This is a genomic window from Desulfovibrio sp. OH1186_COT-070 (assembly GCF_003860215.1).
Taxonomy (GTDB): domain Bacteria; phylum Desulfobacterota; class Desulfovibrionia; order Desulfovibrionales; family Desulfovibrionaceae; genus Desulfovibrio.
The window spans coordinates 1-25,632 of sequence record NZ_RQYH01000034.1 but is presented as its reverse complement, the minus strand read 5'-3'; the positions used below and the strand labels follow the sequence as shown (position 1 = coordinate 25,632).

The following is a 25,632-nucleotide window of genomic DNA, read 5'->3' as shown; positions in this document are numbered from 1 at the left end:
CGCTACGCGCTACGCAAAACGAAGCCTTTCCTTCCTTGCCGCCGTGCAAATCAGGTGCATCTCATTGTGGGCAACTATAATTTGACGACACTATCTAGGCAGGTGCAGGCCCGCCCAAACGCAGTGCTGCCGGGCACAGCCAAAGTGGCTGTACCCGGCAGACAGGAAGGAAAAGGCTACAGGCTAGATAGTGTCGTCAAACTATGAATATTATGATAACACCTCTTCCTGCATGACAGGAGAGGCTGTGTGCGCATATCGACGACACGATATTTGTGACAGGGTTTGGGAAAATATACAGGCACATCTTCCCGGCAAAGAGGGGGGTGTTGGTCGTCCGGCCGGAGACAACAGGCTGTTTGTCAGCGCGGTATTCTGGATATTACGAACGGGAGCGCCATGGCGCGATCTGTCTCCTGACCTTGGGGACTGGAAAAATACCCATCGCCGGTTTTGCCGTTGGCGTGACCGGGGCGTTTGGGAAAAACTCCTTGAGGTGCTCGTGGTTGAGCCTGACTATGAGTGGTTGATGATTGATGCGCGCCATTGCAACGTGCACCCCCATGCTGCGGGAGTGGTTGGCGGCAACCAGGCGATGAGTCGCACAAAGGGGGGGCTCAACACCAAAATACATCTGGCCGTGGATGCGCATGGTATACCGCTCAGAGTTGTTGTTACAGAAGGTACCAGATCTGATTGCAAGGAAGCATGTGCATTGATTGACGGTTTGAGCGCGGAGGCGCTTTTGGCTGACCGTGGATATGACAGCAATGAAATTATGGACCAGGTTGTTGAGTCCGGCTGTCAGCCCGCCCGTCATTCCACCCAGAAAAAATCGCAAGGAGCAGCGGGACCATGGCAAAGCTTTATACCGTGTACGCCACCTGGTCGAGAACGCCTTTCTTCACCTCAAGAGATGGCGCGGCATCGCTACGCGCTACGCAAAACGAAGTCTTTCCTTCCTTGCCGCCGCGCAAATCAGGTGCATCTCATTGTGGGCAACAATAGTTTGACGACACTATCCAGACTTTTTTGCTGTATGTGGGGGCAAGGTTGGAAAAGTTACCCCAAAAATTTTCTGTATGTCAACGGACTTCGATGAACTTTACTGGATGGCGGTTTTCGAAAAAAGAAAAGTCCGCCTTGGCTTTTTGGACTTCGGCGGACTTCTGTGGATTGGGCAATGGGGCACCATCACTTGATAAAGTAAAGTAACATATCGATATAAAATAAAATATAATTTTATCAAAAATACTGTTACCCCCAAAGTTACCCCAAAATATTTCACGGTGCCCACAGGTCGGGGTCACTCCATTTTCTGCCCGGCAGGGGTGAAAGCTTGTCCCGCTTGTCCCACCTGTCCCGGCAAAAGGAAAGCCCCCGCGCAGGGCAGGCTTCCAGAACAGCACCTCCCAGCAGTTGGAGCAGCCGGGCAAGGGCCATCTGCCCATCCCCCGACACCCGCATGTCCGTATCGATGATGCTCCCCATACCCAGCAGGATAAGGCCGCAGTCCTCAAGGCCAATTGTGATGGTGCATTCCTTACTCATGGCGGCCGTCCTCATGTTCCCTCCGGCAGAGGCAGGGGGCATCCTTCGCATGGCTCAGAAGCGGGAAGGCGTACTCCCCGGAAGCAATATCCAGCTTGTCCACCATCAACTCAAAACAGAGCCGCGCACCCCCTCTCCAGTTGCCCAGATTGGTATTGGCCATTTCCTCGGCCTCCTGGGACGTGAGAACCTCCATCAGGAAGACAGCGATATTGCGGGCATCTTCGATGGCTTCCCATTCGCTGGAATGGCGCAGGCTCCACGGCAGGGAGCGGCAATCAACCTCTTTCGTTGTACATTGGAAACGGGCCATGCTAGGGGTTTTGTCAGCCATGATTGCACCTCCGTAGTGCAGGTTGTGGTTAGGCCCTGCCGTGGTGCGCGAACACCCGGCGGGGCTGCTTTGTTGTGCTTTCCTCAATGTCGGTATACGATAATTTACTATCTATAGTCAATTATCTTGGACTAAAAAAGAGGGAATGCAACTATGTTCAGAAGCAATGTCAATCAATTGCTGGAAGAAAAAGGCATGTCCACATATGCCCTGGCGGAAAAGAGCGGCATATCTCGCCAATCTCTTTTCAAAGCCCGCCAAGACGCAGGCATCTCCGAGTGCCGCCTATCGACTCTGGCGCGGATAGCCCGTGCTCTAGAGGTGGGGACAAAGGACTTGTTTGACGAGAAGCGGGAGCCGTGAGGAAAAGGATCGCCGGGGCTTTGACAAGCTCGGCGTCGGTGCGTACCTTGTTTCAGAAGCGTTGGAGATGGTTCCAAAGGGGAAGTAGACCCCGGCGGCGTACTGCCAACGCTCCATTTTTTGCCCGTTCACACAACGGGCATTTTTTATGCCTTCAGTCTGTGATGCCGGGGATGTGCATTCCGGTGATGGCGCAGGCCCGGCGCATCCAAGCTATCTCGGCCTGTGCCTCCAAGTCCTGCATTTCATGAACCAGCCGCTGGAACGTCCGCCAGTGCATGCCCTTGGGCTTTTGCCACAGTGGCGGGAGTCCTTCACGCCATCCCAAGCGCGCCTTGATGCGGGCCGCCTTGTAGTGCAGGCGGGAGTCTGCGCGCTGCCCCTGCGTCCAGTAGCCCAGACGATGGCAGGCCCGGCAGAGGAAGGCAGCCCCGCCGTACAGGATGGCCACCCGCCGCCCGCAGGAAGGGCACAAGAACCAGGGCCGCCGTCCGCCGAAGGTGCAGGGCGTCCAGTCCAGGGCAACATTGAGAAGGTGTGACTTCAGGGCGTTTCCTTGCCCGGTGCAGTAGGTCAGCGCAAGCGCCCCCGCATAGGCATTCACGGTGATGGCCGACACCCTTTCCCCATCGCGCCTCCACTCCCACACAAAGGATGCGCCCTGCTGCAAGCATCCCGTCCGCTGCATCTTGCGCACATCCAGAGAATGCATATCGTCCGTCGTCCTTTTCTTGGTGTGATAGCCCCAGCGCCCGCTGCCATAGCCGCCCATAGCTCCCCCCTACTTTTACGAAACCAATAGGCAAAATACACCTTTTCCCGTTGCCCTTTCCCCCACAACCCGGCACCAACAGAGGATATTCAGAGGGTAACGCCCGGTTGCAGGTTGCACCCTTTGTCCACGGTTTCGGTTGCAGTGCAACCACGGGCTTCCCCATGCGCCTTGACGATGGATGCCCAGCGCCGCCGCGCCCCTTCCAGATACTGCCGGAGGAATCCCCAGACCACATATTCGGCGGCGGCCCGGCTCCCGGCAAAGAGGAAGGGCACCCGGTAGCGGCCCATGAAGGCAAGGATGCTCTGGCATGCTGCATGTGGCTTCAGTTGGCTGCGGTACCTTCCCCCGGCCACATCGCCCCAGCCAGCTTCCACCACCACGGCAAAGGCATCCAGAGCCGCCCCGCGCTGTAGCTCCCTTTCAAAGCGTTCCCGCTCCCGGCCCAGACAGGCCACAAGGTCGCCAAGCTCCTTGCGCTCTGCGGCCACTTTGTCCGTCAACCCTGCAAGGGAATAGTCCCCCACGGTCAGCGTTCCGCTTTCCACTTCCACGCCCTCATAGCGCGGCCCTGCGAAGGTGAAGGGCATCTGTTCCCGGCAGTCGGTGACAATCTTCATTGGGCCACCTCACACGCTGCCAGATCGCCCGCAAGGCCGATATACCCGGCAGCATCCACGAGGTTGTCCTCCTTGTGGGCATGGGCCTCCCGCGCCAGCTTGAGCAGGGCCATCAAACAGGCCACGTCCCGGCAGGAAATAGGCTGGCCCAGATACGCTCCCCACATGGCGGCAATGCGCCCGAAGGATGCGGAAGGCGGGCCGTATTCGTCCTGCCGCTGGGCGTTAATCAGGTTCAGGGCTTCATTCAGGATAGTGCCGTTCATTGGTCAGCCTCCCACATCTTCAGTTGCCGGAGAACCGCAGCACGGTTCACGCGCAGATACCCCCGGCAACCTTCTTCATTCCGTGCGTCCCGCACCGCCGCCACCATGCGCAGATTGTCACCTTTCTCCAAGACCAGCCGCCAACCGGAGCGGGAAAAGCCCCGCAGCGCGGCAGGCAGTCCCTCAGCGGGAATGCCCATGCCTTGAAGGTCAAAGGGCAGGATGCCGCGCAGCCTCTCCGGCACATGGGGCAGGAAGCAGCACAGGCGTCCCTCCCATACGTCTGGTGCCCAATCCATCGGCAGGGGGGCAAGGGGCAGGGCATCCTTTTCCAAATGTCGGACGGATTGGCCCCTTTCAAATGAGGCGGTAGCTTTTTTGCTTTGCATGCCGGAAGCACTGCCCCCTTTTTCCGTGTTCAGCCATGCAATGCATTTTTTCTTGTCGGACGTGTCGGACGTGTCGGACGGGCTTACAGCCGCAACACTTTGCGGACGTCCGACATGTTTTTCCGTTGTCGGACGTGTCGGACGGATTGCTTCCTTTGCAGACAGAAAATCATTCAGCCACATCTTGCCAGCCCTCCTTGATCAGAATCGTGTAGCATCGCTTGCGCCCATAGTCTGGCAAGTCCACCGGAGACCTGCGCATGAGGTTGCGGCCTTCCCCCGGCAAGAGCAGCCCAGCTTCCAGAAGCACAGTAGCGGCCCGCCGGGCATTGTGTCCTTTGCAGACTTCGGCTTTGAAGCTCTCCGGCAGAACAAGAAATTCCGTTCCCTCTGCCACCTTGCGCCGGAAGCCTACGCGGTGAATGCAGGTGGCGTCCGGCCTGTCCACATCCTGAAAGCGGCTGGCTCCATTTTGTTCAATGAAGAAGGTCACGCGCTCAAGAATGGCGGTGTCTTCAGCAGCGCCCGCACCGCCCCGCAAAGAGAGCCAGGCATCAAAGCATTTCCTTGTCGCTTGCAGAGCTTCCCCTTTTTCCCACGGCAGGATGCCCCATTCTGCGGACATTTCTCCGGCGGCGGCACAGAGCAGGAAACGCCGGGCGACACGCTGAACCTGTCCATCCGCATCGGCAGGGCAGAAGCTCTCACTCCCCCGATCCAGAAATCCGGCAAGGTCTTTCTGTGCCTCGTCGCGGTGCTCCTGCACCTTGTCGATGAAGGCCCGCGCGGCGTGGCCGTAGTCCGTGGCGGCGGCCCGCTTCAGGACATCGGCGAATGCCTGCGGGCTTTCGTGCCCGTGCAAATCTTCAAAGATGCCCATCCCAGCCCCGGCATCGGCGGGAACGTCAATCAGCCGCACCAACTGGCCCGCCTGCACATGTCCGCCCTCATCGGCGATTTTCTCGGCGAGTCCTTTTTCCCCGGTGGAAAGCACCATGCATCGCCATGACCGAATGGCCTTGGCGCTGCCGTCCTGATAGGCCCGGCCCTTGCCCATACCGTTTGCCAACATGTAGGCCGCTTCCTGAATGGTGCGCCCCGGAGCCTGCCCTATTTCGTCCAGGCACAATGCCGCGTCCGAATGGAGGGCGGCCAGACCTTCCAGACCGTTGGATGTTGCCCGCCAGTTCTGGACATAGCCGCCGCTGGACGCTCCCCGGCCCCACACGCTGCCACCCACCACGAGGGCGGTCGTCTTGCCGGTGGAACTGCTCCCCGTCCAGTTGATACCGCCAGACTCCAAGCCCGATGGCTCCAAAAGTACGGCTGCCAGAGAAGCACACAGCGCCAGCATGATGCGGCTGTTCCCCCGGCTCCGGTTGCCGATGCTCTCCCGCCAGCCGTCCAGCGTTCCGGCAGTGCGGAAAGGGTTGTGCGCCGTCTGAACCTGCAAAACAATCCGCTCATCACCCAATCCGTCCGACATCGTCCGACATGTTTTTTCTTTGTCGGACGTCTGAAAATCCTTGTCCCCGTAGGGCCGTCCGACACGTCCGACAACGTCCGACATATTTTTGATAGTTGCATCGGGAAACACGAAAGCGCCGTGATGCCATCCCGTGCTCGGCACACACAAAACACGTTTTCGGGTTTCATACTCGGCCAGAAATTTATAGAACAGGTTTCGTGCCTTCTGTCCGGCAGCGAAGCGCCACCCCTCATCAGCAAGGCGGGCAATCACGGCGGAACTGTCTCGACCGGCAAGCATGGCTTTGGGCATGGCCCAAGTATGCAATGTTCCATCGGCGTCCGGCCATTCCAGCAGAAGCCCCCATGCAGTCCCTTTTTCATCGCGGGTTGCGCCAAGGACAGCCAGCATGCCCCCAACCCACGTTTCGACAGGGTCGCCGTCCTCTTTTGGCTCCGTATGCCAAAGCCCCGGCATCGGCCCACCCGTGCGGATGCTGAACCCTGCCGGGAGCTTCTCCTCCGGCTCCGGCAGGCTTGCCGTCTGCGCCGCCTCCATCGCAGCTCGAACAGCCTCAAGAGAGCGCCAGCGGTGCAGGTCGTTGAAGTCTGTGGGCTTGCCCTCATGTGCCGGGCAGGCTGCCAGCTTGCCGCCCACAGCCTGCGCGGCGGCGGTGGCCTTGGTGACGCCGGGGTTGCCGTCGGTCAGAACGTCATTGTCCGCAGCCAGAATGATTTCCCGCTGCGGATACTTCGCCCGGGCCATTGTGGCCACGGCTTCAAGGTTCCCGGCATTGAAGGCCACAAGGCAGGCGTATCCCGTGGCCAGATGAACACTGGCCGCCGTGGCATACCCTTCGGCAATCACCAGCGGCCCGGTCTTGCTGTTGCCCTTCGCCGGGAGGGAAAAGAAGCCGCCCGCAGTCTTGCCGCCAGAGAGGAACAACTTGCCGCCGTCTCCGGCAATGAATTGCAGGGACTGCGCCTTGCCGTTCTCGCCCAGCACAGGGACAATCAGCCGCCCGTCCCTGGCCTGCCGCAGACCCAGAGAGGGCACTTGCTTTGCCTCCAAGTATGGATGCTCCGCAGGGGCAGGGGCCGCAGCCTCCCAGACGGATCGGGCCAGCTTCGCGGCGGCGGCCCAACGGCGTTCCTGCTCCGCCTGCCGGGCCGCCTTATCCTTCTCAACACACCGCCGCAGGGCTTGGCGCTCGGCATCGGTCATGTCCCGGTCAGCCTTGGCCGTCCATGTGCCGCTCTCGCCAGTGCGCCAGTTCTGCCACCAAGCGGAAGCCGGGGCGTCAAGGTGGATACGGTAGGCACCATCCTTGCCCTTGGGCTTGCTATCTGTGCCGCAGCGATGCAGTTGGCCGTCAGCTTGAATGCTGTCATGCAAAACAAGCCCGGCCTCTCGCAGGCGCTCTGCAAATTGGCTGAGGGTATCGCTACTCATGCCGCCCCTCCCTGAAAAGTGTCTCACCCAAGAAGGTGCACACGCCCTTGATGTACTTGGCACTGCGCACAATGCGGAGATACTCGCAGGACGGGCAGCGAACGCCTCTTTCCACTTGCAGGCGGCAGGGCAGGGACGTTACAGTGCCTGTAACGCTTTCCTTCCATCTGCCCCGCCCCCCAGCGGGGCCTTTTCGTTGAGGTGTATACCGTCCTGTGCCGTTCTGCTCCCCGCCCGCAAAGGCAATTTTCCTTTGTTCATCCTTTGTTAGAGTGGTTGGGCTGCCCGCGTTCACTATACACCCCCGGCCTGACTTCCCAGGCGGGCAATGAGCTCCCGAATATCTTCGGCGCGGTATGCCGCCGTGCGTGGCCCGATGCTTACAGGCTTTGGGTAGATGCCCGACTTGACGCCCGCATACCATGCGGTCTTGCAGATCGGGACAAACTTCAGGACTTGATGCAGTCGCAGAAAACCGGTTTCCGGCAAGGTGGTGTGGCTCTGTGTCATACTTCCTCCAAAGTTTTACGGGGCTGAACTCCTATGACCGTTGCTGGAAGCATGACCAGATTTCAAAACAAAAAAAGCCCCAAAACCCCAAACAGTTGTGCGAGCAAAAAATAGAAAAACCCCAAACACTCTGATATTATTGGTGTTTGGGGTTTTCAAAAAAATGAAAAACCGTTCTTTCCGGAGATGTTTCCGGAAAATCAGTTCAAGAAAACATGAAAATCAAGTGATGTCAGACCGTTGGAGGTTTTCGGGGTTTTTCTTTGGGCGGCCCGCACCAGCCTTGAAAGCGTCAGGCAGTAGCCGCCATGCGATATCCATCACTTTGGTGTGGTAGTCGTTGCAGCGACTGGCCAGTGCGGTGCGGAACTCGTCGGCCTTCCAGTCGGCCTTGTCTCCGGCAATGATATCCGCCCACAGGTCAAAAGCTGCACGGACGGAATTTTCCCACTTGGCGGCGGTGATGGTTGTTGCTGGCATAGCCGTGTTTTTTGGCACCTCCTGTGCGGCGGCAAGCTGGGATTCAAGGCCGGAAGAGCCTGCCCTCTCGGACTGTGCATGCTCCCGTCCCTCCCACTTTTCGCAGTATCGGTCAAAGTCAACCTGATGAACCTTTACACGCTTGAGAGATTCCACCGTGAAATACGGTTCGTTATAGGTGTGTGCCCGAAAACCTTCTTCATCGGTGGTAATGAGGCGTTTTGTTTCAATGTAATTATTGTAGGCATCTTTTATCGGTACTCCGTTCAAAATATCCACCAAATCAATAGGGGTAATTTCCAGACGGGCGATAACCTCATTGGCAGAAATGGTTGCCAAGCCAGCATGTAGAACATCTTCTGCCCTGCCCCATGCCTCATCAGGGTTTGTAATTAGGTTGTAAGAGAGTTTTGGTTTCTCTTTTTCATACATAACTATCTGTGATAACTTGAAAGCTATACCAGAAAAGTCATAAATAACATTGCATCCCTGATAATGAGTTCGATATGGCGAGAAATATTTTTCTCTCGGTTCCGGCTTGCATTCCGTACATTCGCTGATAATGATTCCGGTTCCAGAATCAAGTACCTTATGAACAATATATGGCATAGGAAAGGTCAAAGTAGAAAAGGGGTCTCCGAAAGAATCAATAATATCTGCCAACTCTTTTTCAAGCATACCCGGCCATCTTTCTAAAACCTTCTCCGCCGAAATCATCGGCTCACGGATTTCTATATACTTTCCCATGATTCAACCCCCTTCGGTTGTCCCTTAAGTTTCCCCGCCCCAGACCGTAAGGGGCGGCTGTTCGCCGTGGTGGATCAGACCACAGCTAGAGGCGGGGAAAGTTGTATCAGCCTCTGTTTGCCCTAAGTTCGTCCAGATAGTCTGCCCATTCCTGCATCATGCGGCGGCGTTCCGGCAGGTGTTCGGCGTAGTTGTAGGCCGCCCTCACATGGTCGCGCTCTCCGTGGGCAAGCTGGCGCTCTATCCAGTCACGGTTGTAGCCCTGTTCGTTGAGCAGGGTAGAGGCCATGCCCCGGAAACCGTGCATCGTCATCTCGTCTTTGGTGAAGCCCATACTGCGGATCGCCACCAGCATGGATTCAAGCGATATGGGTTTGCTGTCTGTGCGGATGGAAGGGAAGAGAAAGCGCCCGTTCCCGGTGTAGGGTTGCAGTTCGTTCAGGATGCCCAAGGTTTGCCGTGCAAGCGGGACGATATGACGTTGGCGCATCTTCATCTTGCTGGCCGGAAGTCGCCACTCTGCCGCGTCAAGGTCAATCTCCACCCACTCTGCTTTTTGTAGCTCGCCGGGCCTCACAAAGAGCAGAGGCGCAAGGCGCAGGGCGCAGCGCATGGGGAAGAACCCGCCATAGGAATCTATGGCGCGCAGAAGCTGGCCTATGCGCTTTTTGTCCGTGAGGGCGGCCATATGCTTGACACTGGCCTTTGGCAGGGCGGCGTGGAGTCCGGTTGATACATCATATTTTGTTCTCTCTGTGGCAATGGCGTAGCGGAATACTTGCCCGCAAAGCTGAACAAGTCGGTGTGCTGTCTCCACCGCTCCCGTCTTTTCCACCTGCCGGGCAGCATCCAGAATGTCCGTTGGCTCTACGTCCACAATGGGTTTTGCCCCCAGCGCCGGGAAAACCTGCCGCTCAAAAAGGGCGTGGACTTTTTTGCTGTATGTGGGGGCAAGGTTGGAAACGTGCTTGTCAAACCATTCCCGTGTCACCACCTCGAAGGAGTCCGGGGCAGCCCCTCTGCTGGCCCTGACGGCCTGCCGCTGTGCGCTGGGGTCAATGCCCTGGGCAATCAGCTTTCGGGCGTCCTCGCGTTTGCCTCTGGCCTCTTTCAAGCCTGTTGCGGGGTAAGTCCCAAGGGACAGCAGCTTTTCCTTACCCCCAAGGCGGTATTTGAACCGCCACCATTTGCCACCGGCAGGGGTAACAATGAGGAACAACCCCCCGGCGTCATACATCTTGTATGGCTTGTCCTGCGGCTTGGCGTTACGGATGGCGGTATCTGAAAGGGGCATGTGGGGTGTCCTTGGGGTAAGCGTTTTTCGCGTTGCCCTGTTACCCCCGAAAGTTACCCCAAAAATTTTCTGTATGTCAACGGATTTTGATGGACGTTGCCGGATACAGTTTTCCCGAAAAAGCAAAGTCCGCCTTGGTTTTTTGGACTTCGGCGGACTTCTGTGGATTGGGCAATGGTGGGCTCACCAGGATTTGAACCTGGGACCAGCCGGTTATGAGCCGGCAGCTCTGCCAACTGAGCTATGAGCCCGATTATCCAGTATACGTTGCAGCATCGGGGGGCGTCAAGGCCAGCGCGTGTCCTGTCAGTCTTCTTCGCCGGTTTCTCCCAGGTATTCCAGCACGTCATAGTGGACGTGATCCAGAATATGGGTCAACCGGGAAACGCATTCGTCGCCCACGGCTTTGCCGATCAATTCCACCAGAAAAGCGGCTCTTCTGGCATTGAGCAGGGCCTGATATCCCTCGGAATCGGCGGTATGGGGAATGGCCTGCAGAGCATCGCTGAACTCCTGCAGCATCTGCGCATCAAAATTCTTGATGGGCTGAGGCTCGCCGTCCAGATGGGGGATGCCGTTCCGCAGTTCCAGCATGATGTCCTTGCCGTGCATACGGGCGATACACACTTTCATGGAGTCTCCCGGTTGGGGAGCGCGCTCTGCGCGCCCACAAATGTTTTTTGTCAGGCCAGGCCCAGAACCAGTCCGGCGTAGCCGACCACCCGGTGCGTATCACCCGAGGCTGTGGCTGACGTGTCATAAGCGATGAGTTCGGCCTGGGGCGAGCCAAGAGCCTGTGCCGCATACAGGGCCAGCGCCAGAGGGTGGGCTCCGCACATGCTGCTCTGTTCTGCGGCCACGGTGGTCAGCAGGGCTTCGGGGTCACAGGTCAGGGCCTGCTGCAGGACGCGCGCATCGCGGACAAGGGTTTTTTCCTGATCCTCATAGTGATTCATATCGGAACTGATGAGCAAGGCCACCTGCTGTCCCTGAACTTCACTGGCCCTGACGGCCTCGGCAAGCACATGGCCCGCCCGGCGCAGGGCCTGCGGATCGTGCATGCCTACGCAGACCGGCGTGATGCTGCGGCTGCTGCGGCCCGGAGGCGGTGGCAGGCATTGCAGGAAAGGCAGAAGAACTTCAATGGAGTGTTCCGTGGCATGGGCGCGCGTGTCCGGTGCGAATTCCCCGCCGTCGCAGAGGGCCGCAGCCATTTTCCGGTCAACGGAAACGGAGCCTAGGGGGGTGAGCCACTCCCCTTCAGGCCAGACCCCCAGAGGATGCCCCTGCCCCGTATGGTTGGGGCAAAGCACCACTATCCGTTCCGGCAGGCATGCACCGGCAGTGCTTTCGCCCCAGGGGCAGGCGAGGGTGGCTCCGGCTACCTTGCCGCTGTAAATATAGCCCGCGTGGGGCAGCATGAGCCCCAGCAACTGGCCCAGTTGCGGAGAGGTGTGGGGGCAGTCTGTCTGAAGCAGAGACAGAACGTCCTGCTCCAGGCGGTCGGAGGCTGCGGCATAAAAGCGTCCGGCAACCACAGGTGTGCGGATGGACATTTTTCCCCCTAAAACAGTTGCCTGCCGCCAAGCCAGTGGTGCTTGACGCGTCCTTGCAGGGTTTGCCCGGCAAAGGGGGTGTTCCGGCTTCGGGAAAACATGGTTTCCGGCCCGGCAACCCAGCTTTCGTCGGGATCAAAAAGAAAAAAGTCCGCCGGATCGCCGGGATTGAAGCCATTCCAGGGAAGATGAAAAATCTCTCCCGGGCGGCGGCTCCAGAGGCGCTGGAGATCCGCTTCGGACAAAACCCCCTGCCTCACCAACCCCCAGGTCAGGCTCACGGCCAGGTCCAGGCCGCTGAAGCCGCAGGGGGCCTCGTCCAGGGTCGTGGCTTTCTCGTGGGGCGCGTGCGGCGCATGGTCGGTGGCCAGAATATCGATGACGCCGTCCTTGACGGCCTGCCGCAGGGCCTGGCGGTCAGCCGCCGTGCGCAGGGGAGGGCTGACCTTGGCCTGGGTGTTGTATCCCTCAAGGGCATTTTCGTCCAGCAGCAGGTAGTGGGGGCAGGTTTCCGCCGTAACGCGCACGCCGCGCGCCTTGGCCCAGGCAATGACCTCCACGGTCATCTGTGCGGAAACATGGGCAATGTGCACGGGCAGGCCGAGGCATTCCGCCAGCAGAACATCGCGCGCCGCCTGTATGGCCTCGCCCGCCGGGGGCTGGCCCTTGACGCCCAGAAGCCCGCTGAGCCTGCCTTCGTGCATGCGCCAGCCACGGGCCAGATGCGGGTCTTCGCAATGGTCGATGAGAATGAGATCCAGATCCGCCGCGTATTCCATGATGCGGCGCGTCATTTCCGCGCTTTCCAGAGGACGGCCGTCGTTGGAAACAGCCACGCAACCGGCCTGCTTCAGTTCGGCGAGGGGGGCCATTTCTTCGCCCTTGAGGCCCACGCTGGCTGCGGCGATGGGGTGCAGGCGGGGGCCGTGGGGGTGGCTCTCGCGGGCACGGTCAAGCATGAAGCGGGTGACGCTGGCAGCATCGTTGACGGGTTTGGTATTGGCCATGCACATGACCGCGCCGAACCCGCCTCGCGCAGCCGCTTCAAGGCCCGAGGCAATGTCTTCCTTGTATTCCTGGCCCGGTTCGCGCAAATGGGCGTGGGCGTCAATGCAACTGGGCATGAGCAGCAGGCCGTGCGCATCGAAAACGGCAAAACCTTCGGGGGGCGCGTGGTGACCCGCCGGGGTCATGGTCACAATGCGCGCTCCGTCCACCAGCAGATCTACAGGGGCTTCCAGATGGCGGGCGTTGCTGATGCAGAGTTTCATGCGCGTCCTCCGTTGTCGTTGCGCGTGCCCAGAAGGTAGAGCACGGCCATGCGCGTTGCCACGCCAGCCGCCACCTGATCAAGAACCAGGCTGGCAGGCATGTCGGCAACATCGTCGGAAATTTCAAGTCCCCGGTTCATGGGGCCGGGATGCAGAACCATGGCGCCGGGGGCCGCCCGGCGCAGATGTGCGGCACTCAGGCAGAAGCGCCGGGCATATTCGGCCAGATCGGGCAAAAGCCCGGCCTGCTGGCGTTCCAACTGGAGGCGAAGGCACATGACCGCGTCCACCCCGTCCACGGCCCGGGCGAGATCGCTGTAAATTTCCACAGGCCAGTGTTCCGCCCCTGCCGGGAGCAGGGTGCGCGGCGCACAGATGCGGATGCGCGCTCCCAGCATGGTCAGCAGGTGCATGTTGGAGCGGGCCACGCGGCTGTGGGCGATGTCGCCCAGAATGAGCAGGGTGCGTCCGGCAAAAGTGTTGTTCCACGCCTGCCGCAGGCTGAAGCAGTCGAGCAGGGCCTGGGTGGGATGCGCGTGCCAGCCGTCGCCGCCGTTGACGATGCCGCACGGCAGAAGGTCGGCCAGAAACTGCGCCGCTCCGCTGTCCGGATGGCGGATGACGATAATGTCCGGCGACATGGCCTGGAGGGTGAGGCCCGTATCCTTGAGGCTTTCGCCCTTGTTGAGGCTGGAACCGGATTTGCCCAGAGAAAACGTGTCTGCCGAAAGACGTTTGCCCGCCACGTCAAAGGAGGTCTTGGTGCGGGTGCTGTTTTCCACAAAAAAGAGCACCACGCTTTTGCCCTTGAGGGCGGGAACCTTTTTGACCGGGCGCTGGTTGACGGCCTGAAACCCGGCTGCCGTGTCCAGCAGATGCAGGACGTCCTCCGCGCTCAACCGGGTAACGTCCAGCAGATCCTTGTGCGGCCAGCGATAGCGGTTGTCGGTATTCATGGGCGTGTTCTCCGGGGTGGTGCGGCGATGCCGGGCAAAAAAAATCCCCGTCAGCAACGGGGCGCGATGCTGCGGGGGAATTCTCGCAAAAACAGGGCCTGCCCCGTCAAATCCTGGCATGGTCAGACAAGCGTTGCTCATTATATAGATGCGCAGCGGCGTCTTGTAAAGCAAAAAGTCCGTCAGCGGGGAGTGCGCAGCCGGTCTTCGCCTTGAAACCCAGGGCGGAGAGAAAATTTCGCCAGAGCGGAGGGGCGTGCGCGGGTTTTCGTGCGCCGTCTGGCGGGGAAAAACCATCGACTTTTGGCGGGTCGGGGTGTAATGAGGGCACATTCTGGCGGTGGCGGCCGTGCTTTTTGGGTGCCGGGCGACCCGCCAGCGCTGCGGAGGAGAACGAATGCTGCTTTCCTTGACAGTTTTTCTTGCGTGCGGGGCTGTGGCCGGAGTGCTTGCGGGGCTTTTGGGCGTGGGCGGAGGAATTGTTCTCGTACCCATGCTGACATTTATTTTGCCCGTCACGGGCGTGGCTGCCCAGCATGTGCAGCAGATGGCCCTGGCAACCTCGCTGGCCAGCATCGTCATCACCTCCATTTCCAGCGCCCGCGCCCACAGCGCGCGTGGGGCCGTGCGCTGGGAAATCGTGCGGGACATCACGCCCGGCATTCTGGTGGGCACGTTCGGCGGGGGGCTTCTGGCCACACGCTTGCCCACGCTGTTTTTGAAGGTCTTTTTTCTCTGCTTTCTGCTCTGTGTGGCAGCGCAGATGCTTTCCAACTACCGGCCTCCCGCCGGGCGCGACCTTCCCGGCAAGGCCGGTATGGCCGGAGTGGGCGGCTTCATCGGTCTTGTGTCCAGTTTTGTGGGCATCGGCGGGGGCACGCTTTCCGTGCCTTTCATGAGTTTTTGCAATGTCCCCCTGCACCATGCCGTGGGCACTTCCGCCGCCATCGGCTTTCCCATTGCCGTGGCGGGCGCGCTGGGCTATATTGCAGGCGGCTGGGGGCGTCCCGACCTGCCGGCCATGAGCCTCGGCTTTGTACACCTCTGGGCGCTTTTGGGCATTGCTGTCGCCAGCTTTTGCACCGCCCCCCTGGGCGTCAGGCTTTCGCACGCCCTGCCCGCGAACAGGCTGAAAAAAGGCTTTGCCTGTTTTCTGATCGTGGTGGCCCTGCGCATGGCCTGGGGGCTGATGTAAGCCTGCCGTCAGGCGGGGCGGCTGCCGCGCGGCAGTTCCCGTGGCAACCCGCTGTACAGGCGGGCGAATTTTGTGTGCCGCACAGGCATGCCAACCTTGCATATGACAGGACGACATGGCGCTCTATTCCTACAACCGCCGACTGGGGGACTCCGTTTGGTGGAATCTGCTTCTGCTCACCATCGGGTCGCTTCTGATGACCGTGTGCATCAACAGCGTGGCCGCTCCGCACGGTTTTCTGGCCGGGGGCGTCATGGGGGTGGCCCTGCTGGTCAATTACTGGACGCAGACGCTCACCCCCCTTGTCTGGTATGCCCTTTTGTGCGCGCCGCTGTATGTGATGGGCTGGTTTTTCGTGGGCAGGCGCTTTTTGCTCTACACGGCCTACGGCACGCTCTGCACGACGGTGTTCAGTTTTTTCATCGGCGATCTGACCGTGCCCCTGTCCACCGAACTGTATGCCGCTGTAGTGGCCGGGGCCCTGCACGGCACGGCTGGCGGAATCATGCTGCGCACCCTGGGCAGCGGCGGCGGCACGGATGTGGTGGCGGTGATGCTCAAAAGCCGCTGGAATGTGCCCATAGGGCAGTTCAACTTCATCTTCAATCTGCTGCTCTTCGGGGCTGCGGCCTGGAGGATGCAGCTGGACATCATTGTGGCTTCCATGATCATGGTTTTCATTTCTTCCTCCGTGCTGGAATATGTTCTGGGCATGTTCAACCGGCGCAAGCTGGTCATGATCATTTCCGGCCACGGCGAAGAGATCAGCGAAGCCATCCTGGTGACCGAGCGTTTCGGGGCGACCATGTTGCGCGGCAAGGGGGCCTATTCCGGTCTGGATCGGGAAATTTTGCTCACCGTGACCAACAATGTCGCGCTCAAGCGTCTGGAAAACCTTGTTTTCAGCATTGATCCGCACGCGCTCTTCATTGTGGAGAACACATTCTATGTTTCCGGCGGACAGTTCGCCCGCCGGTCAGACAGGTAACACGCCCCTGCCCCTGCGGAGGATGCGCATTATGTTTGGGCGGCATACCCTTCGCCAAAAGGGCGAATGAGAGGGATGGCCCCGAAAATTTCGGGGCGGGGATGGCATGAGTACGGATTTTGCGTCCGCAAGCGTTGTTCTGGGCATCAGGGCGCGCACCATCGTGCCTCTGGCCGGAGAAGAACCAGCCAGAGGAGCGCGCCTTTTTGCGCCGCTCAAAAAAATTGACAACGGCGTTCTGGTGGTGCGCGACGGGCTGGTGGAAGACGTTTTGCCCTGGTCGTCCGCGCGGCTGCCCGCCGGGAGTGTGGTGCGCGATGTGGGGCCGGTCTGTCTTGCACCGTCCTGTGTCAATGCCCATACCCATCTGGAACTGTCGCATCTGGCCGGAAAAACTCTCTGGGGTCAGGGTTTTGTGCCCTGGCTGCGCAGCCTTCTGCCCCTGCTGGGCAAGGAGCCGGAGCGTGCCCCCGTGCAGGAGGCCTGTGCGGATATGGCCAGCACAGGAACCTTGGCTGTGGGCAATATTACAGGTTCCCTGCCCGGAGGAACGCGCCTGGTTCATGCCTGCTGCCGTGAAGTGGGACTGGCCGCCGACCAGTTCTGCGAATGGTTTGGCTTCGGCCCGCTCCCGCCTGGCGAGCACGTGCTGTGGCCGCCGCGCTGCCGGGCCGCGGTGGAGGATGACCCCTCTCTTGCTGCGGTCAGCGCCCCGGCCGGGCATGCCCTGTACTCCACCGGAGCGCAAATTCTGGCGAATGCCCGGCGGGAGTGTGCGCGCAGGGGACGCGTTTTTTCCTTTCATCTTGCGGAATCCCCGGAAGAAACGCAGATGCTGGTCAATGGCAGCGGCCCCTTGCGCGAACTGTATGAAGGAAAGGTTTTGCCTCCGGACTGGGCAGCCCCCGGTCTGCGGCCCTTGGCCCATGCGGTCAGCCTGGGCCTTCTTGGGCCGGGCACCCTGGCGGTTCATGGTGTCCATCTGGACGCGCAGGAGGTGGAGGTTCTGGCCGCAAGCGGTGCGGCCCTTTGCCTCTGCCCGCGTTCCAACCGCAATCTCGGCGTGGGGCTTGCTCCTGTGCGGGAACTGATGGAAAGCGGCTGCCTGCTGTGCCTGGGCACCGACGGCCTCACGTCCAACCGGGATCTGGACGTGCGCAGGGAGGCGCTGTGGCTGCGCGAAACACTGGACCTGCCGCCGGAAGCTCTGGTGCGCATGCTCACCGTCAACGGCGCGGCCGCGCTCAACCGCCGGGGTTCCGGCGTGGGGCGTTTGCAGCCGGGAAGCCCTGCGGCCTTTTGCGTATTGCCCGAAGGGCTGACATACTGATTTTTGCAGGCAGCCGCCAACGGCCTGCCTGTTGCGACAAACCCGGAAAACCTGATGTTGAGGAAGGTGCGGTCATGAATGAGGAAGTGCTGGACTGGAAAGAAGGCATGAGCAGGGTCCTGAACAAGCGGGAACTGTATGTCAGGCTGCTGGGAAAGTTTATGAACGCTGAAAAGGATTCTGCCGCAAAAATAGAGCAGGCTCTCAAGGACGGCGATCTGGATGCGGCCCGGCAACTGGTGCACAGCACCAAGGGCGTGGCAGCCAATCTGGGAGCCAAGGCTCTGGCGGCTGTGGCCATGGAACTGGAAATGGCCCTCAAGGCCGGTGCGGGCACGGAGGACTGTCTGGGACGCTTCAAATCCGTCCACACGGACACCCTGGCCAGCGTGCAGGCATTTATTGACCAGTAAAAGTCAGCTCCCATGACTTCCATTGCGGAACGACAAACCCGGCGCGCGCCGGGTTTGCCGTTCCGGGAAAGTGTGGAGCGGCTTTGTGTCGGGTGCGCCCTGCAGAAAAACGCGGCCCGTCCGATAAGATTGCTGCATCCGGCCCACAGCCCGTGCCGGATGCCCATGTCTGTTGGCATGCCCGCACACGGATCCGGGCGCATGCGGCATCCGTTTTTGTGGACGCTGTAAACATCATCTGTTTGGGAAAGGGAAGCCATGACTGTCAGAACCAGAGTGCTTGTCTCCATCATCCTTGCGGTAATTCTTTCCATCGCCGGAGTTACGGCCATGGTTTCACGGGAAATGGGCAAGGCCTTTGTGGCGAATTTCAAAGTCAGCAGTGAAGCCCAACTGGAGCGGATGAACACTTTTGTGGAAAACTTTTTCGGCACGGCTGTTGCCAGCGCCGAATTGTTGAGCCAGTCGCCGCTCTTGCTGGAAAACCTCTCCACCATCACCAGCTATGCCCACACAACAACGGCCTATAAGCCCATAGGCAAGGATTTGCCGCCCTCCGAACGCGCCTTGTACGAGGAATTTTTGCGTGTTCACAAGCACTTCCCCGCGTACAGTCTGGTCTATGCGGGCAACAGGGCGGGCGGCTTCACGCAGGCTCCGGACGATACCCTCACCCCCGGGTACAATCCGTCCGAACGCGGTTGGTACAAGGAGGCCGCAGCAGCGGGAAAGAGCATCATTACCGAAGCATATGTTTCCGATAGCGGCGAGGCAGTCACCACTGTGGCCACGCCTGTCCGCAGGAGCGGAGAATCCGGCGTTGCCGGAGTGGGTGGGGCTGGACATCAGTCTGGAAACCCTGACAAAGGAAATAGGCAGCGTCACCGTGGGCAGGACGGGTTATGTGTTCATGATGGACGCCACGGGCCTGATTATCTGCGATCCCAAAAATTCCGGGGACAATGTTGCGGTGGCCCAGCGCTGGCTGGGAAAAACTGTGGCCCCAAAGCCGGGTGTTGCGGAGCCACTCCCCGTGCCCGGGGATGCCCTGGCGGCCCTGTCCTCCCTGCGCGACAAAAAGCAGGGCGTGGACGAGGTGGGCATTGGCGGCAAGACCTGGATGGCCGGAGTCCGTACCACCCAGAATGGCTGGACCCTGGTCATGCTGCAGGAAAAGGATGAAATTTTCGCCGACGCCATGCAGGTGACCCTTGGCATTCTGCTTGTGGGGCTGGTGATCGCTGTGGTCATGACCATTGTGGCGTGGCTTGTGGCCCGCTCCATAGCCGGCCCCATCACCAGGCTTGCCGGAGCCTCGCAACAGGTGGCCGAAGGCGATTTGCAGGCCATTCCCGAAGGCGATTTGCAGGCCATTCCCGAAGACGGGAAGGCATTCAGGGGGGAACTGGGCATTCTGCACAAGAGCCTGAAGCTTATGGTGGGCAAGCTTGTGGAGCTTATTGAAACCGCCAATGCCAAGATCAGGGAAGCAGAGGAGGCGCTTGAGCTTTCCCGCTCCTCGCTGGCCCAGGCAGAAGAGGCCAAGCGTCAGGCGGAAAATGCCCGCCGGGAAGGCGTGTTGCAGACAGCCGGGCAGATCGGCGCGGTTATCGATCAACTGGCGGCATCTGCCGCCCGTCTGGCAGAGGAGGCCCTTTGCACGGAACAGCGGGCGGCCGAACAGACGGAGCGCGTCAGAGGGACCATCGTCGCGATGGAACAGATGAACGCTGCTGTGAGCAATGTGGCCCACAGCACCTCCCGGACGGCATCCCTGGCGGACGAATCCCGCACGGAAGCCATGAGCGGCAGGCAACTGGTCATGCAGGTTGTTTCCAGCATGAGCGAGATTGAAAAGCAGAGCCTGTCCATGCGCGAGGGGCTGGAACACTTGGGAGGCCAGGCCAGCGATATCGGCAAGATCATGAATGTGATCACCGACATCGCGGACCAGACGAACCTGCTGGCCCTGAACGCGGCCATTGAGGCCGCCAGAGCGGGAGAGGCGGGCCGGGGCTTTGCCGTGGTCGCTGACGAGGTGCGCAAACTGGCGGAAAAGACCATGGAGGCCACCCGGCAGGTGGGCGAGGCCATCAGCATCATCCAGAGCGGCACAACAACCAATATCAATGCCATGCAGGAGGCCGCAAGCTACATCGGCAAGGCTGCCGAAGTTGCGAACAATGCGGGCGAAGCCTTGGCCAGTATCGAACAGATGGTGCAGAACACTGCCGGTGAGGTGCGCTCCATTGCCATTGCCAGCGAAGAGCAGTCCGCCACCATCGAGGCCATCAACCGCAGCACCGAAGACATCAGGCGCATCACCGATGAGGTGGCTGCCGGAGCCCAGCGATCCAACCACGCGGCCAGCGAACTGACGCAACTGTCGGACAGGCTGTACAGTGTGGTGCAGGAACTGCGCAAGGGATGAGTGTGCTGCACGGTTTTCTGTGAGCGCGGATCAGGGGGTAGAGGCACAAGCCCGGCGCATGCGGCGGCAGCGGCATTACCGGGCGCGTCCCCCGCGTGTTCAGGCGGGCTTTCTGCCTGCCGCCCGTAAAACAAAATCGCGCGCCGCGCGCGCCTCTGCGCACAGGGCGGGATAATCAAAGCGGGAGAAGCGCCCGTCTTCGTAAAGCACTTCGCCGCCCACCATGGTCATGCGCGTTTCCATGCCGGTGGCGGCGTAGACAATGTGCGACACCGGACTGTAGAGGGGCTGAAGCCCCGGAGCGTCCAGGTTCAGGGCCACGCAGTCGGCGGGCCTTCCCGCCGCCAGCCTGCCCAGCCGCATATCGTGCATGGCCGCCGCGCCTCCGGTGGTGGCCATGTGCAGTGTTTGTTCCGCAGGCAGCACAGTGGGATTTTTTTCCGCCAATTTGTGCAGCAGGGCGCAGCGATCCATTTCGACAAATATGTTCAGGCGGTTGTTGCTGGCCGGGCCGTCTGTGCCCAGCCCCACGGGCAGCCCGCGCTCCAGCATGGCAGGAACAGGGGCTGTGCCCGAGGCCAGCTTCATGTTGGAGGAAGGGTTGTGGGCTACAACGGCCTTTGTTCGGGCCAGCAGATCCAGCTCTTCCGCAGAAACGTCCACCACATGCGCCAGGGTGCAGGGCAGGTCCAGCAGACCCAGAGAGTGGCAGAGTGCCGTGGGCCGCATGGCGTGGGCCGAAAGGCAGAGGGCGGTTTCCTGCGGGGTTTCAGCCAGATGGATGTGCAGGGGCAGGTTCTGGCTGTGGGCAAGATCGCGGCATGCTCCCAGGGTTTGGGGCGAGCAGGTATAGACGCTGTGAGGATTGACGGCAACGCGCAGCCTGGGATGGCTGCGGTATTTCTCCGCCAGGGCAAGGGTTTTTTCCAGAGCCTGCTCCGGGCCGGCGCAGGCCGCGCCCGGGAAGTCGAATACGGCTTCGCCGCCCAGACAGCGCAGGCCCGCAGTATGGGCGGCCTCCAGCGAAGCTTCCGCAAAAAGGTACATGTCCACACAGGCCGTGGTGCCGGTACGCAGCATTTCGGCGTAGCCCAGCAGGCTGCCCAGGCGGGTCAGGTCGGCGGTCAACTGTTTTTCCACAGGAAAAATGCTTTTGCCAAGCCAGTCCATGAGCGGCATGTCGTCGGCCAGGCCGCGCAGCAGGGTCATGGCCGCGTGGGTATGGGCGTTGATGAGCCCCGGCAGCACAAGGGAGTTTCCCATGTCCATGACGCGGGCCGCCTGCCAGAGGGCATCCATGTCCGCACGGGGGCCGATGCCGACGACCAGGCCGTCGGCAATGGCCAGAGAGGCATTGTCAAGAATGCGGCCCTGCTCGTCCTGGGTGACGATGTGGGCCGCATGGAGAAGAATGTCGCAGTATTGCATGAAAATCCCTGAAATATGGCCAAGTTCGCATGAACAAACCACATTTTTTTCCGGTTGGCAATCGGCGCTTTCCCCAATGCGCCGCCGGGGATGGAATGCACGGGCGAGGCCTCCGGCGCGATGCCCGGCGGCATTGCGGGGCTTGCAAGATCGGGCGGTAACGTATACAAAAAATTTTTGCGATTTGCGCGCGGCCACGGCATGGCGGCGTCTGTCGCAGGAAATTTCGCGGGCCTGCAATCCCCGGAGGCAAGAGCTTCCCGGCGGTTTGCCTCACCCTTAATGGAGGTGCATCTTGTTTGAATCCGTAGCCTATGCCATGGGCACGCCCCAGGCCACCGGGGGAACCCCCGCCAGCGGAACGGAAATGCTCATGCAGTTTCTGCCACTCATCATCATGTTTGTCATTTTCTGGTTTCTGCTCATCCGTCCCCAGCAGAAGCGGGCCAAGGCTCACAAGCAGATGCTTTCGGAACTCAAGCGCGGTGACCATGTGCTGACATCCAGCGGCCTGATCGGGCGTATTCTGGAACTTGACGACGAGCAGGTGCTCCTTGAGTGCGGCGAGGCCAAACTGCGCATTTCGCGCGGGGCCATCGGCGGCATCATGCCCGGCAAGGGCGGTAAGGAAGAAAGCAAGTAACACGAGGGCGGCACGTTGCGCCGGGCTGCTGCACGCCTCTGACGGCGCTGCTGCGGCCGGAAGAACGGGCAGGCCTTTGCTGTCGCGGCGACCGGCTTTGGGTGGCTCCAGGGCGCGGGGCCGCGACTCTGAATAATCTGTTGCCTGATGAGAAGGTGTGCATAATGGGTTTGCGCTGGCGCTTCGCCATAGCCATCACGGTATTTGTTCTTTCCCTGGTCTACGCCATGCCCAGCCTGCCCTATCTGGGGACGGCGCTGGAGCGCGTTTTGCCTGAGAGCAGGATCAACCTCGGTCTCGACCTCAAGGGCGGCATCCACATGACTCTGGGAGTGGATGTGGCCAAGGCGGTGAGCAACTCCCTGGCTCTGACCGGACAGGATTTGCGGCGTATGGCCCAGGACGAGAAAATCGTCATCCTGCGGCCGCGCGTTGTGGGCGGAACCGCTCTGGAATTCGTGCTGCCCCGCGCCGAGAACGAAAAGCAACTGCGCGAGCTTCTGGCGCGCTATTTCTCCCAGTTGAGCGTGGGCGCTCCCCAGGCGGGAGAATCCGGTCAGTTGCGCTATGTGGCTTCCTTCACGGAGGCCGAGATACAGCGTCTGGAAACCCTGGCCCTGGATCAGGCTCTGCGCACCATCCGCAACCGCATTGACCAGTTCGGCGTGGCCGAACCGGACATCCGCAAGCAGGAGGGCAACCGCATCCAGTTGCAGTTGCCGGGCATTTCCGATTCCGAACGCGCGGTACAGATCATCGGGCAGACGGCCCATCTGGAGTTCCATCTGGTGCGTGACGATGTGGATCCCGGCAAAGCCGTATTGCCACCCGGCGTGGTGTCGCTGCCGCTGCTGGAAAAAAGCGGGGGAGAGCAGAAAGAATCCCGCATCGCCGTGGAAAAGGATGCCATGCTCACCGGCGAGGATGTGGTTGACGCGCGCCCGGCCTTTGACCAGATGAACCAGGCCTACGTCACTCTGACCTTCAACGCGCGCGGCGCGCGCATCTTCGAGCGCGTGACCGGAGAAAACGTGGGGCGGCGCATGGCCATTGTGCTGGACGGCAAGGTGTATTCCGCGCCTTCCATCCGTGAGCGCATCGGTGGTGGCCGTGCCAGCATCTCCGGCAGCTTTACCACTGCCGAGGCGCAGGATCTGGCCATTGTGCTGCGCGCCGGTTCCCTGCCCGCACCCGTGTCCGTGCTGGAAGAACGCACGGTGGGGCCGTCCCTGGGGCAGGAAGCTATCGACAGCGGCATCCGCGCGGCCCTGGTGGGCGCGGCCCTGGTGGTGCTCTTTATCGGCGTGTACTACGGCATGAGCGGCATCATCGCCAATCTCATGCTCTGCTTCACCATGCTCATTGTCATGGCGGGCATGGGCGCTTTCGGGGCCACCCTGACGCTGCCGGGCATTGCGGGCATTGTGCTGACCATTGGCATGGCCGTGGACGCCAATGTGCTGATTTACGAACGCATACGGGAAGAACTGCGCCTGGGGCTGACGCCGCTGGCAGCGGTGCGCGCGGGCTTTGAGCGCGCGGCGGTTTCCATCACCGACTCCAATCTGACCACCATCATTGTGGCCGTCATCCTTTACCAGTTCGGGACGGGGCCGGTGCGCGGCTTTGCCGTTACGCTGGCTTTGGGCATCATTGCCTCCATGTTCACGGCCATTTTTGTGTCCCGCGCCATTTTTGAGCACTGGGCGCGCAGATGCGGCCCCAGGGGCATCAGCATCTAGGGCGTGCATGCCCCTTGCGGGCTTTTGCAGAGAGCAAGAATACGGCCACGGAGATGCCGAAGATACCTCCGGGCCTTGGGAGAAAACATGGGTTTCGCATTCATCAGGCACGACACCAATTTTGACTTCATGGGTCTGCGCTACTGGTCGTACGGCATTTCCACAGCCCTGCTTCTGATCGGCCTGTTTTCCGCCATTTGGGGCAGCGGGCTCAGGATGGGCATCGACTTTGCGGGCGGCGTCATTGTGCAGGTGCAGTTCCAGAATCCTGTTGAGGACGAGGCCCTGAAAAAAAGTCTCGACATTCCGGAACTTCCCGGAATTTCAACCCAGCGTTTCGGCGAAGGCGGCAAAAGTTATCTGCTGCGCTTTTCCCAAGCGGCGGACGGCGATACGGCTCTGATGCGCAATACGGTGGTCCGGACTCTGGGTACGGCCTTTCCGGGCAATGCGGTGGAAGTGGAGCGCATGGAAGTTGTGGGGCCGAAAATCGGCGCGGATCTGACCAACAAGGCTCTCAGCGCCCTGTATTATGCCGTGCTGCTTATTGCCGTCTATATTTCCGGGCGTTTTGAACAGCGCTGGATGGCTGGCGCGGCCATGGCCGCCGCCCTGTGGGGCGGCATGTATGTGGCGGGTTTCACGGGGCTTGGCATGGGGTGGCTGGTCATGATCGCCCTGGCCATCACCCTGACCGTCTGCTTTGTTCTGCGCCTCAATTTTGCCCTGGGCGCGGTGGTCGGCCTGCTGCACGACGTGCTGGTCACCGTGGGATTGCTGTGCCTTCTGGGGGTGGAGATAGACCTCAACGTCATGGCTGCCCTGCTGACGCTGGTGGGATATTCCCTCAACGACACCATCATTGTGTATGACCGCCTGCGCGAGAATCTGCGTGCCGCAACGGGCAAGATGAGCATGGCGGAGCTCATCAACCGCAGCGTCAACCAGACCCTTTCGCGCACCATCCTGACCAGCGGAACCACCTTTCTGGCCACCCTTTCCCTCTTTCTGCTGGGGGGGGGCGTGATTCACGATTTTTCCCTGACCATGCTCATCGGCGTGGTGGTGGGCACGGCATCGTCCATCTATGTTTCTTCGGCGGTGCTGCTTTCCCTCGGCTCCATGGACTTTTACGTCAATCTTGTGCAGCAGCAGGAAACGTGGGAAAAGCCGGGCGAACACGGCATTGTGTAGCTGCTGTCTTTCTGTCAGGCCGCTGTGCGGCGTGACAGCGCAAACTCCGTGAAGCGAGCGGGTTTTGGCGTCAATACTTGAATGCCCCCGGCACAATATGCCGGGGGCATTCCTTTGGGTCGGATTCGTGCAGCAGCACTAGATAGTGTCGTCAAATTATAGTTGCCCACAATGAGATGCACCTGATTTGCACGGCGGCAAGGAAGGAAAGGCTTCGTTTTGCGTAGCGCGTAGCG

General features: G+C 60.4%; 26 protein-coding genes, 1 tRNA gene and 2 pseudogenes. 11 read left to right on the top strand and 18 right to left on the bottom strand.

The window, feature by feature from the left end; translation table 11 throughout:
- Positions 1 to 85: pseudogene (locus EII23_RS09955) on the top strand (IS5/IS1182 family transposase); the annotation flags it as partial.
- A 147-nt stretch (positions 86 to 232) separates the two neighbouring features.
- A protein-coding gene (locus EII23_RS09950; RefSeq protein ID WP_409360237.1) for an IS5 family transposase occupies positions 233 to 1,013 on the top strand; the annotation gives its coding sequence in 2 pieces (ribosomal slippage) (positions 233 to 814 and positions 816 to 1,013; 780 coding nt in all).
- A gap of 271 nt (positions 1,014 to 1,284) precedes the next feature.
- On the opposite strand, the gene EII23_RS09945 is transcribed toward EII23_RS09950, so the two are convergent.
- Together EII23_RS09945 and EII23_RS09940 are read right to left on the bottom strand one after the other, a co-directional pair.
- Positions 1,285 to 1,551: a hypothetical protein gene (locus EII23_RS09945; RefSeq protein WP_124793223.1), complete on the bottom strand. Its 267-nt coding sequence runs from the start codon at positions 1,549 to 1,551 to the stop codon at positions 1,285 to 1,287.
- Positions 1,544 to 1,885, bottom strand: coding sequence for a hypothetical protein (locus EII23_RS09940; protein ID WP_124793222.1), 342 nt, complete (start codon positions 1,883 to 1,885; stop codon positions 1,544 to 1,546). Before EII23_RS09940 ends, EII23_RS09945 begins: the two co-directional genes overlap by 8 nt.
- 153 nt (positions 1,886 to 2,038) lie before the next feature.
- On the opposite strand from EII23_RS09940, the gene EII23_RS09935 reads away from it, so the two are divergent.
- Positions 2,039 to 2,248, top strand: a complete 210-nt coding sequence (locus tag EII23_RS09935; protein WP_124793221.1) for a helix-turn-helix transcriptional regulator — start codon at positions 2,039 to 2,041, stop codon at positions 2,246 to 2,248.
- 154 nt (positions 2,249 to 2,402) lie between these two features.
- On the opposite strand, the gene EII23_RS09930 is transcribed toward EII23_RS09935, so the two are convergent.
- From EII23_RS09930 to EII23_RS09870, 13 genes are all read right to left on the bottom strand, one after another.
- Positions 2,403 to 3,020, bottom strand: a complete 618-nt coding sequence (locus EII23_RS09930) for a hypothetical protein (RefSeq protein WP_124793220.1) — start codon at positions 3,018 to 3,020, stop codon at positions 2,403 to 2,405.
- 89 nt (positions 3,021 to 3,109) lie between these two features.
- Positions 3,110 to 3,643 carry an ERCC4 domain-containing protein gene (locus tag EII23_RS09925; RefSeq protein WP_260424679.1) on the bottom strand — a complete coding sequence of 178 codons (534 nt, stop codon included), beginning with the start codon at positions 3,641 to 3,643 and terminating at the stop codon, positions 3,110 to 3,112.
- Complete coding sequence (locus EII23_RS09920; RefSeq protein ID WP_124793219.1) at positions 3,640 to 3,909, bottom strand: DUF6378 domain-containing protein; 270 nt, start codon at positions 3,907 to 3,909, stop codon at positions 3,640 to 3,642. The genes EII23_RS09925 and EII23_RS09920 overlap by 4 nt, the downstream gene beginning before the upstream one ends.
- A complete protein-coding gene (locus tag EII23_RS09915) occupies positions 3,906 to 4,298 on the bottom strand; it encodes a hypothetical protein (protein ID WP_148091249.1) in 393 nt (130 codons plus the stop codon). The genes EII23_RS09920 and EII23_RS09915 overlap by 4 nt, the downstream gene beginning before the upstream one ends.
- A gap of 169 nt (positions 4,299 to 4,467) precedes the next feature.
- Complete coding sequence (locus EII23_RS09910; RefSeq protein WP_124793217.1) at positions 4,468 to 7,218, bottom strand: DUF927 domain-containing protein; 2,751 nt, start codon at positions 7,216 to 7,218, stop codon at positions 4,468 to 4,470.
- A 294-nt stretch (positions 7,219 to 7,512) separates the two neighbouring features.
- Positions 7,513 to 7,728 (bottom strand): AlpA family transcriptional regulator, encoded by a 216-nt coding sequence (locus EII23_RS09905; RefSeq protein WP_124793216.1) that lies wholly within the window; start codon positions 7,726 to 7,728, stop codon positions 7,513 to 7,515.
- Positions 7,729 to 7,950: 222 nt separating this feature from the next.
- Positions 7,951 to 8,955, bottom strand: coding sequence for a hypothetical protein (locus tag EII23_RS09900; RefSeq protein ID WP_124793215.1), 1,005 nt, complete (start codon positions 8,953 to 8,955; stop codon positions 7,951 to 7,953).
- A 106-nt stretch (positions 8,956 to 9,061) separates the two neighbouring features.
- Complete coding sequence (locus EII23_RS09895; RefSeq protein WP_124793214.1) at positions 9,062 to 10,249, bottom strand: phage integrase central domain-containing protein; 1,188 nt, start codon at positions 10,247 to 10,249, stop codon at positions 9,062 to 9,064.
- 175 nt (positions 10,250 to 10,424) lie between these two features.
- Positions 10,425 to 10,500: transfer RNA gene (locus EII23_RS09890), tRNA-Ile, on the bottom strand.
- 55 nt (positions 10,501 to 10,555) lie between these two features.
- On the bottom strand, positions 10,556 to 10,882 hold the full coding sequence (locus tag EII23_RS09885; RefSeq protein WP_124793213.1) for a hypothetical protein: 327 nt from the start codon (positions 10,880 to 10,882) through the stop codon (positions 10,556 to 10,558).
- A 50-nt stretch (positions 10,883 to 10,932) separates the two neighbouring features.
- The gene (gene amrB / locus EII23_RS09880; RefSeq protein ID WP_124793212.1) at positions 10,933 to 11,805 is read right to left on the bottom strand and encodes an AmmeMemoRadiSam system protein B; all 873 of its coding nucleotides are present in this window, start codon (positions 11,803 to 11,805) and stop codon (positions 10,933 to 10,935) included.
- Between the two features lie 8 nt (positions 11,806 to 11,813).
- Positions 11,814 to 13,076: a dihydroorotase gene (locus EII23_RS09875; protein WP_124793211.1), complete on the bottom strand. Its 1,263-nt coding sequence runs from the start codon at positions 13,074 to 13,076 to the stop codon at positions 11,814 to 11,816.
- The gene (locus EII23_RS09870; RefSeq protein WP_124793210.1) at positions 13,073 to 14,032 is read right to left on the bottom strand and encodes an aspartate carbamoyltransferase catalytic subunit; all 960 of its coding nucleotides are present in this window, start codon (positions 14,030 to 14,032) and stop codon (positions 13,073 to 13,075) included. Before EII23_RS09870 ends, EII23_RS09875 begins: the two co-directional genes overlap by 4 nt.
- Positions 14,033 to 14,429: 397 nt before the next feature.
- On the opposite strand from EII23_RS09870, the gene EII23_RS09865 reads away from it, so the two are divergent.
- The 4 genes from EII23_RS09865 to EII23_RS09850 all read left to right on the top strand — a co-directional run bounded on the left by EII23_RS09865 (position 14,430) and on the right by EII23_RS09850 (position 17,958).
- Entirely contained in the window at positions 14,430 to 15,227 is a 798-nt protein-coding gene (locus tag EII23_RS09865) for a sulfite exporter TauE/SafE family protein (protein ID WP_124793209.1), read from the top strand.
- A 115-nt stretch (positions 15,228 to 15,342) separates the two neighbouring features.
- Positions 15,343 to 16,215, top strand: a complete 873-nt coding sequence (locus EII23_RS09860) for a YitT family protein (protein ID WP_124793208.1) — start codon at positions 15,343 to 15,345, stop codon at positions 16,213 to 16,215.
- Between the two features lie 106 nt (positions 16,216 to 16,321).
- Positions 16,322 to 17,545, top strand: coding sequence for an amidohydrolase family protein (locus EII23_RS09855; protein WP_124793207.1), 1,224 nt, complete (start codon positions 16,322 to 16,324; stop codon positions 17,543 to 17,545).
- A gap of 74 nt (positions 17,546 to 17,619) precedes the next feature.
- Complete coding sequence (locus EII23_RS09850) at positions 17,620 to 17,958, top strand: Hpt domain-containing protein (RefSeq protein ID WP_124793206.1); 339 nt, start codon at positions 17,620 to 17,622, stop codon at positions 17,956 to 17,958.
- A 336-nt stretch (positions 17,959 to 18,294) separates the two neighbouring features.
- Here EII23_RS09850 and EII23_RS12940 read toward each other — a convergent pair whose 3' ends face one another.
- Positions 18,295 to 18,552 carry a hypothetical protein gene (locus EII23_RS12940; protein ID WP_185702356.1) on the bottom strand — a complete coding sequence of 86 codons (258 nt, stop codon included), beginning with the start codon at positions 18,550 to 18,552 and terminating at the stop codon, positions 18,295 to 18,297.
- Positions 18,553 to 18,778: 226 nt separating this feature from the next.
- Here EII23_RS12940 and EII23_RS09840 point away from each other — a divergent pair, with 226 nt between their 5' ends.
- Entirely contained in the window at positions 18,779 to 20,389 is a 1,611-nt protein-coding gene (locus EII23_RS09840; RefSeq protein WP_185702355.1) for a methyl-accepting chemotaxis protein, read from the top strand.
- 99 nt (positions 20,390 to 20,488) lie between these two features.
- Here EII23_RS09840 and EII23_RS09835 read toward each other — a convergent pair whose 3' ends face one another.
- Positions 20,489 to 21,817, bottom strand: coding sequence for an amidohydrolase family protein (locus EII23_RS09835; RefSeq protein ID WP_124793204.1), 1,329 nt, complete (start codon positions 21,815 to 21,817; stop codon positions 20,489 to 20,491).
- A gap of 295 nt (positions 21,818 to 22,112) precedes the next feature.
- On the opposite strand from EII23_RS09835, the gene yajC reads away from it, so the two are divergent.
- The 3 genes from yajC (at position 22,113) to secF (ending at position 25,396) form a co-directional block, all read left to right on the top strand.
- Positions 22,113 to 22,460, top strand: coding sequence for a preprotein translocase subunit YajC (gene yajC, locus EII23_RS09830; RefSeq protein WP_260424678.1), 348 nt, complete (start codon positions 22,113 to 22,115; stop codon positions 22,458 to 22,460).
- A gap of 164 nt (positions 22,461 to 22,624) precedes the next feature.
- Entirely contained in the window at positions 22,625 to 24,202 is a 1,578-nt protein-coding gene (gene secD / locus EII23_RS09825) for a protein translocase subunit SecD (RefSeq protein ID WP_124793203.1), read from the top strand.
- An 87-nt stretch (positions 24,203 to 24,289) separates the two neighbouring features.
- Positions 24,290 to 25,396, top strand: coding sequence for a protein translocase subunit SecF (secF, locus tag EII23_RS09820; RefSeq protein ID WP_124793202.1), 1,107 nt, complete (start codon positions 24,290 to 24,292; stop codon positions 25,394 to 25,396).
- A gap of 151 nt (positions 25,397 to 25,547) precedes the next feature.
- Here secF and EII23_RS09815 read toward each other — a convergent pair.
- Positions 25,548 to 25,632, bottom strand: a pseudogene (locus tag EII23_RS09815) (IS5/IS1182 family transposase); the annotation flags it as partial.

Bases quoted from the DNA above. Each gene is read 5' to 3' on its own strand.
- EII23_RS09850 (WP_124793206.1), top strand. From the start codon at position 17,620: ATGAATGAGGAAGTGCTGGACTGGAAAGAAGGCATGAGCAGGGTCCTG.
- EII23_RS09835 (WP_124793204.1), bottom strand. From the start codon at position 21,817: ATGCAATACTGCGACATTCTTCTCCATGCGGCCCACATCGTCACCCAG.
- amrB (WP_124793212.1), bottom strand. From the start codon at position 11,805: ATGTCCATCCGCACACCTGTGGTTGCCGGACGCTTTTATGCCGCAGCC.
- EII23_RS09930 (WP_124793220.1), bottom strand. From the start codon at position 3,020: ATGGGCGGCTATGGCAGCGGGCGCTGGGGCTATCACACCAAGAAAAGG.
- EII23_RS09900 (WP_124793215.1), bottom strand. From the start codon at position 8,955: ATGGGAAAGTATATAGAAATCCGTGAGCCGATGATTTCGGCGGAGAAG.
- EII23_RS09915 (WP_148091249.1), bottom strand. From the start codon at position 4,298: ATGCAAAGCAAAAAAGCTACCGCCTCATTTGAAAGGGGCCAATCCGTC.
- EII23_RS09910 (WP_124793217.1), bottom strand. From the start codon at position 7,218: ATGAGTAGCGATACCCTCAGCCAATTTGCAGAGCGCCTGCGAGAGGCC.
- EII23_RS09895 (WP_124793214.1), bottom strand. From the start codon at position 10,249: ATGCCCCTTTCAGATACCGCCATCCGTAACGCCAAGCCGCAGGACAAG.
- EII23_RS09940 (WP_124793222.1), bottom strand. From the start codon at position 1,885: ATGGCTGACAAAACCCCTAGCATGGCCCGTTTCCAATGTACAACGAAA.
- EII23_RS09905 (WP_124793216.1), bottom strand. From the start codon at position 7,728: ATGACACAGAGCCACACCACCTTGCCGGAAACCGGTTTTCTGCGACTG.
- EII23_RS09920 (WP_124793219.1), bottom strand. From the start codon at position 3,909: ATGAACGGCACTATCCTGAATGAAGCCCTGAACCTGATTAACGCCCAG.
- EII23_RS09945 (WP_124793223.1), bottom strand. From the start codon at position 1,551: ATGAGTAAGGAATGCACCATCACAATTGGCCTTGAGGACTGCGGCCTT.
- EII23_RS09870 (WP_124793210.1), bottom strand. From the start codon at position 14,032: ATGAATACCGACAACCGCTATCGCTGGCCGCACAAGGATCTGCTGGAC.
- EII23_RS09875 (WP_124793211.1), bottom strand. From the start codon at position 13,076: ATGAAACTCTGCATCAGCAACGCCCGCCATCTGGAAGCCCCTGTAGAT.
- EII23_RS09935 (WP_124793221.1), top strand. From the start codon at position 2,039: ATGTTCAGAAGCAATGTCAATCAATTGCTGGAAGAAAAAGGCATGTCC.
- secF (WP_124793202.1), top strand. From the start codon at position 24,290: ATGGGTTTCGCATTCATCAGGCACGACACCAATTTTGACTTCATGGGT.
- EII23_RS09860 (WP_124793208.1), top strand. From the start codon at position 15,343: ATGGCGCTCTATTCCTACAACCGCCGACTGGGGGACTCCGTTTGGTGG.
- EII23_RS09925 (WP_260424679.1), bottom strand. From the start codon at position 3,643: ATGAAGATTGTCACCGACTGCCGGGAACAGATGCCCTTCACCTTCGCA.
- secD (WP_124793203.1), top strand. From the start codon at position 22,625: ATGGGTTTGCGCTGGCGCTTCGCCATAGCCATCACGGTATTTGTTCTT.
- EII23_RS09865 (WP_124793209.1), top strand. From the start codon at position 14,430: ATGCTGCTTTCCTTGACAGTTTTTCTTGCGTGCGGGGCTGTGGCCGGA.
- EII23_RS09885 (WP_124793213.1), bottom strand. From the start codon at position 10,882: ATGAAAGTGTGTATCGCCCGTATGCACGGCAAGGACATCATGCTGGAA.
- EII23_RS09855 (WP_124793207.1), top strand. From the start codon at position 16,322: ATGAGTACGGATTTTGCGTCCGCAAGCGTTGTTCTGGGCATCAGGGCG.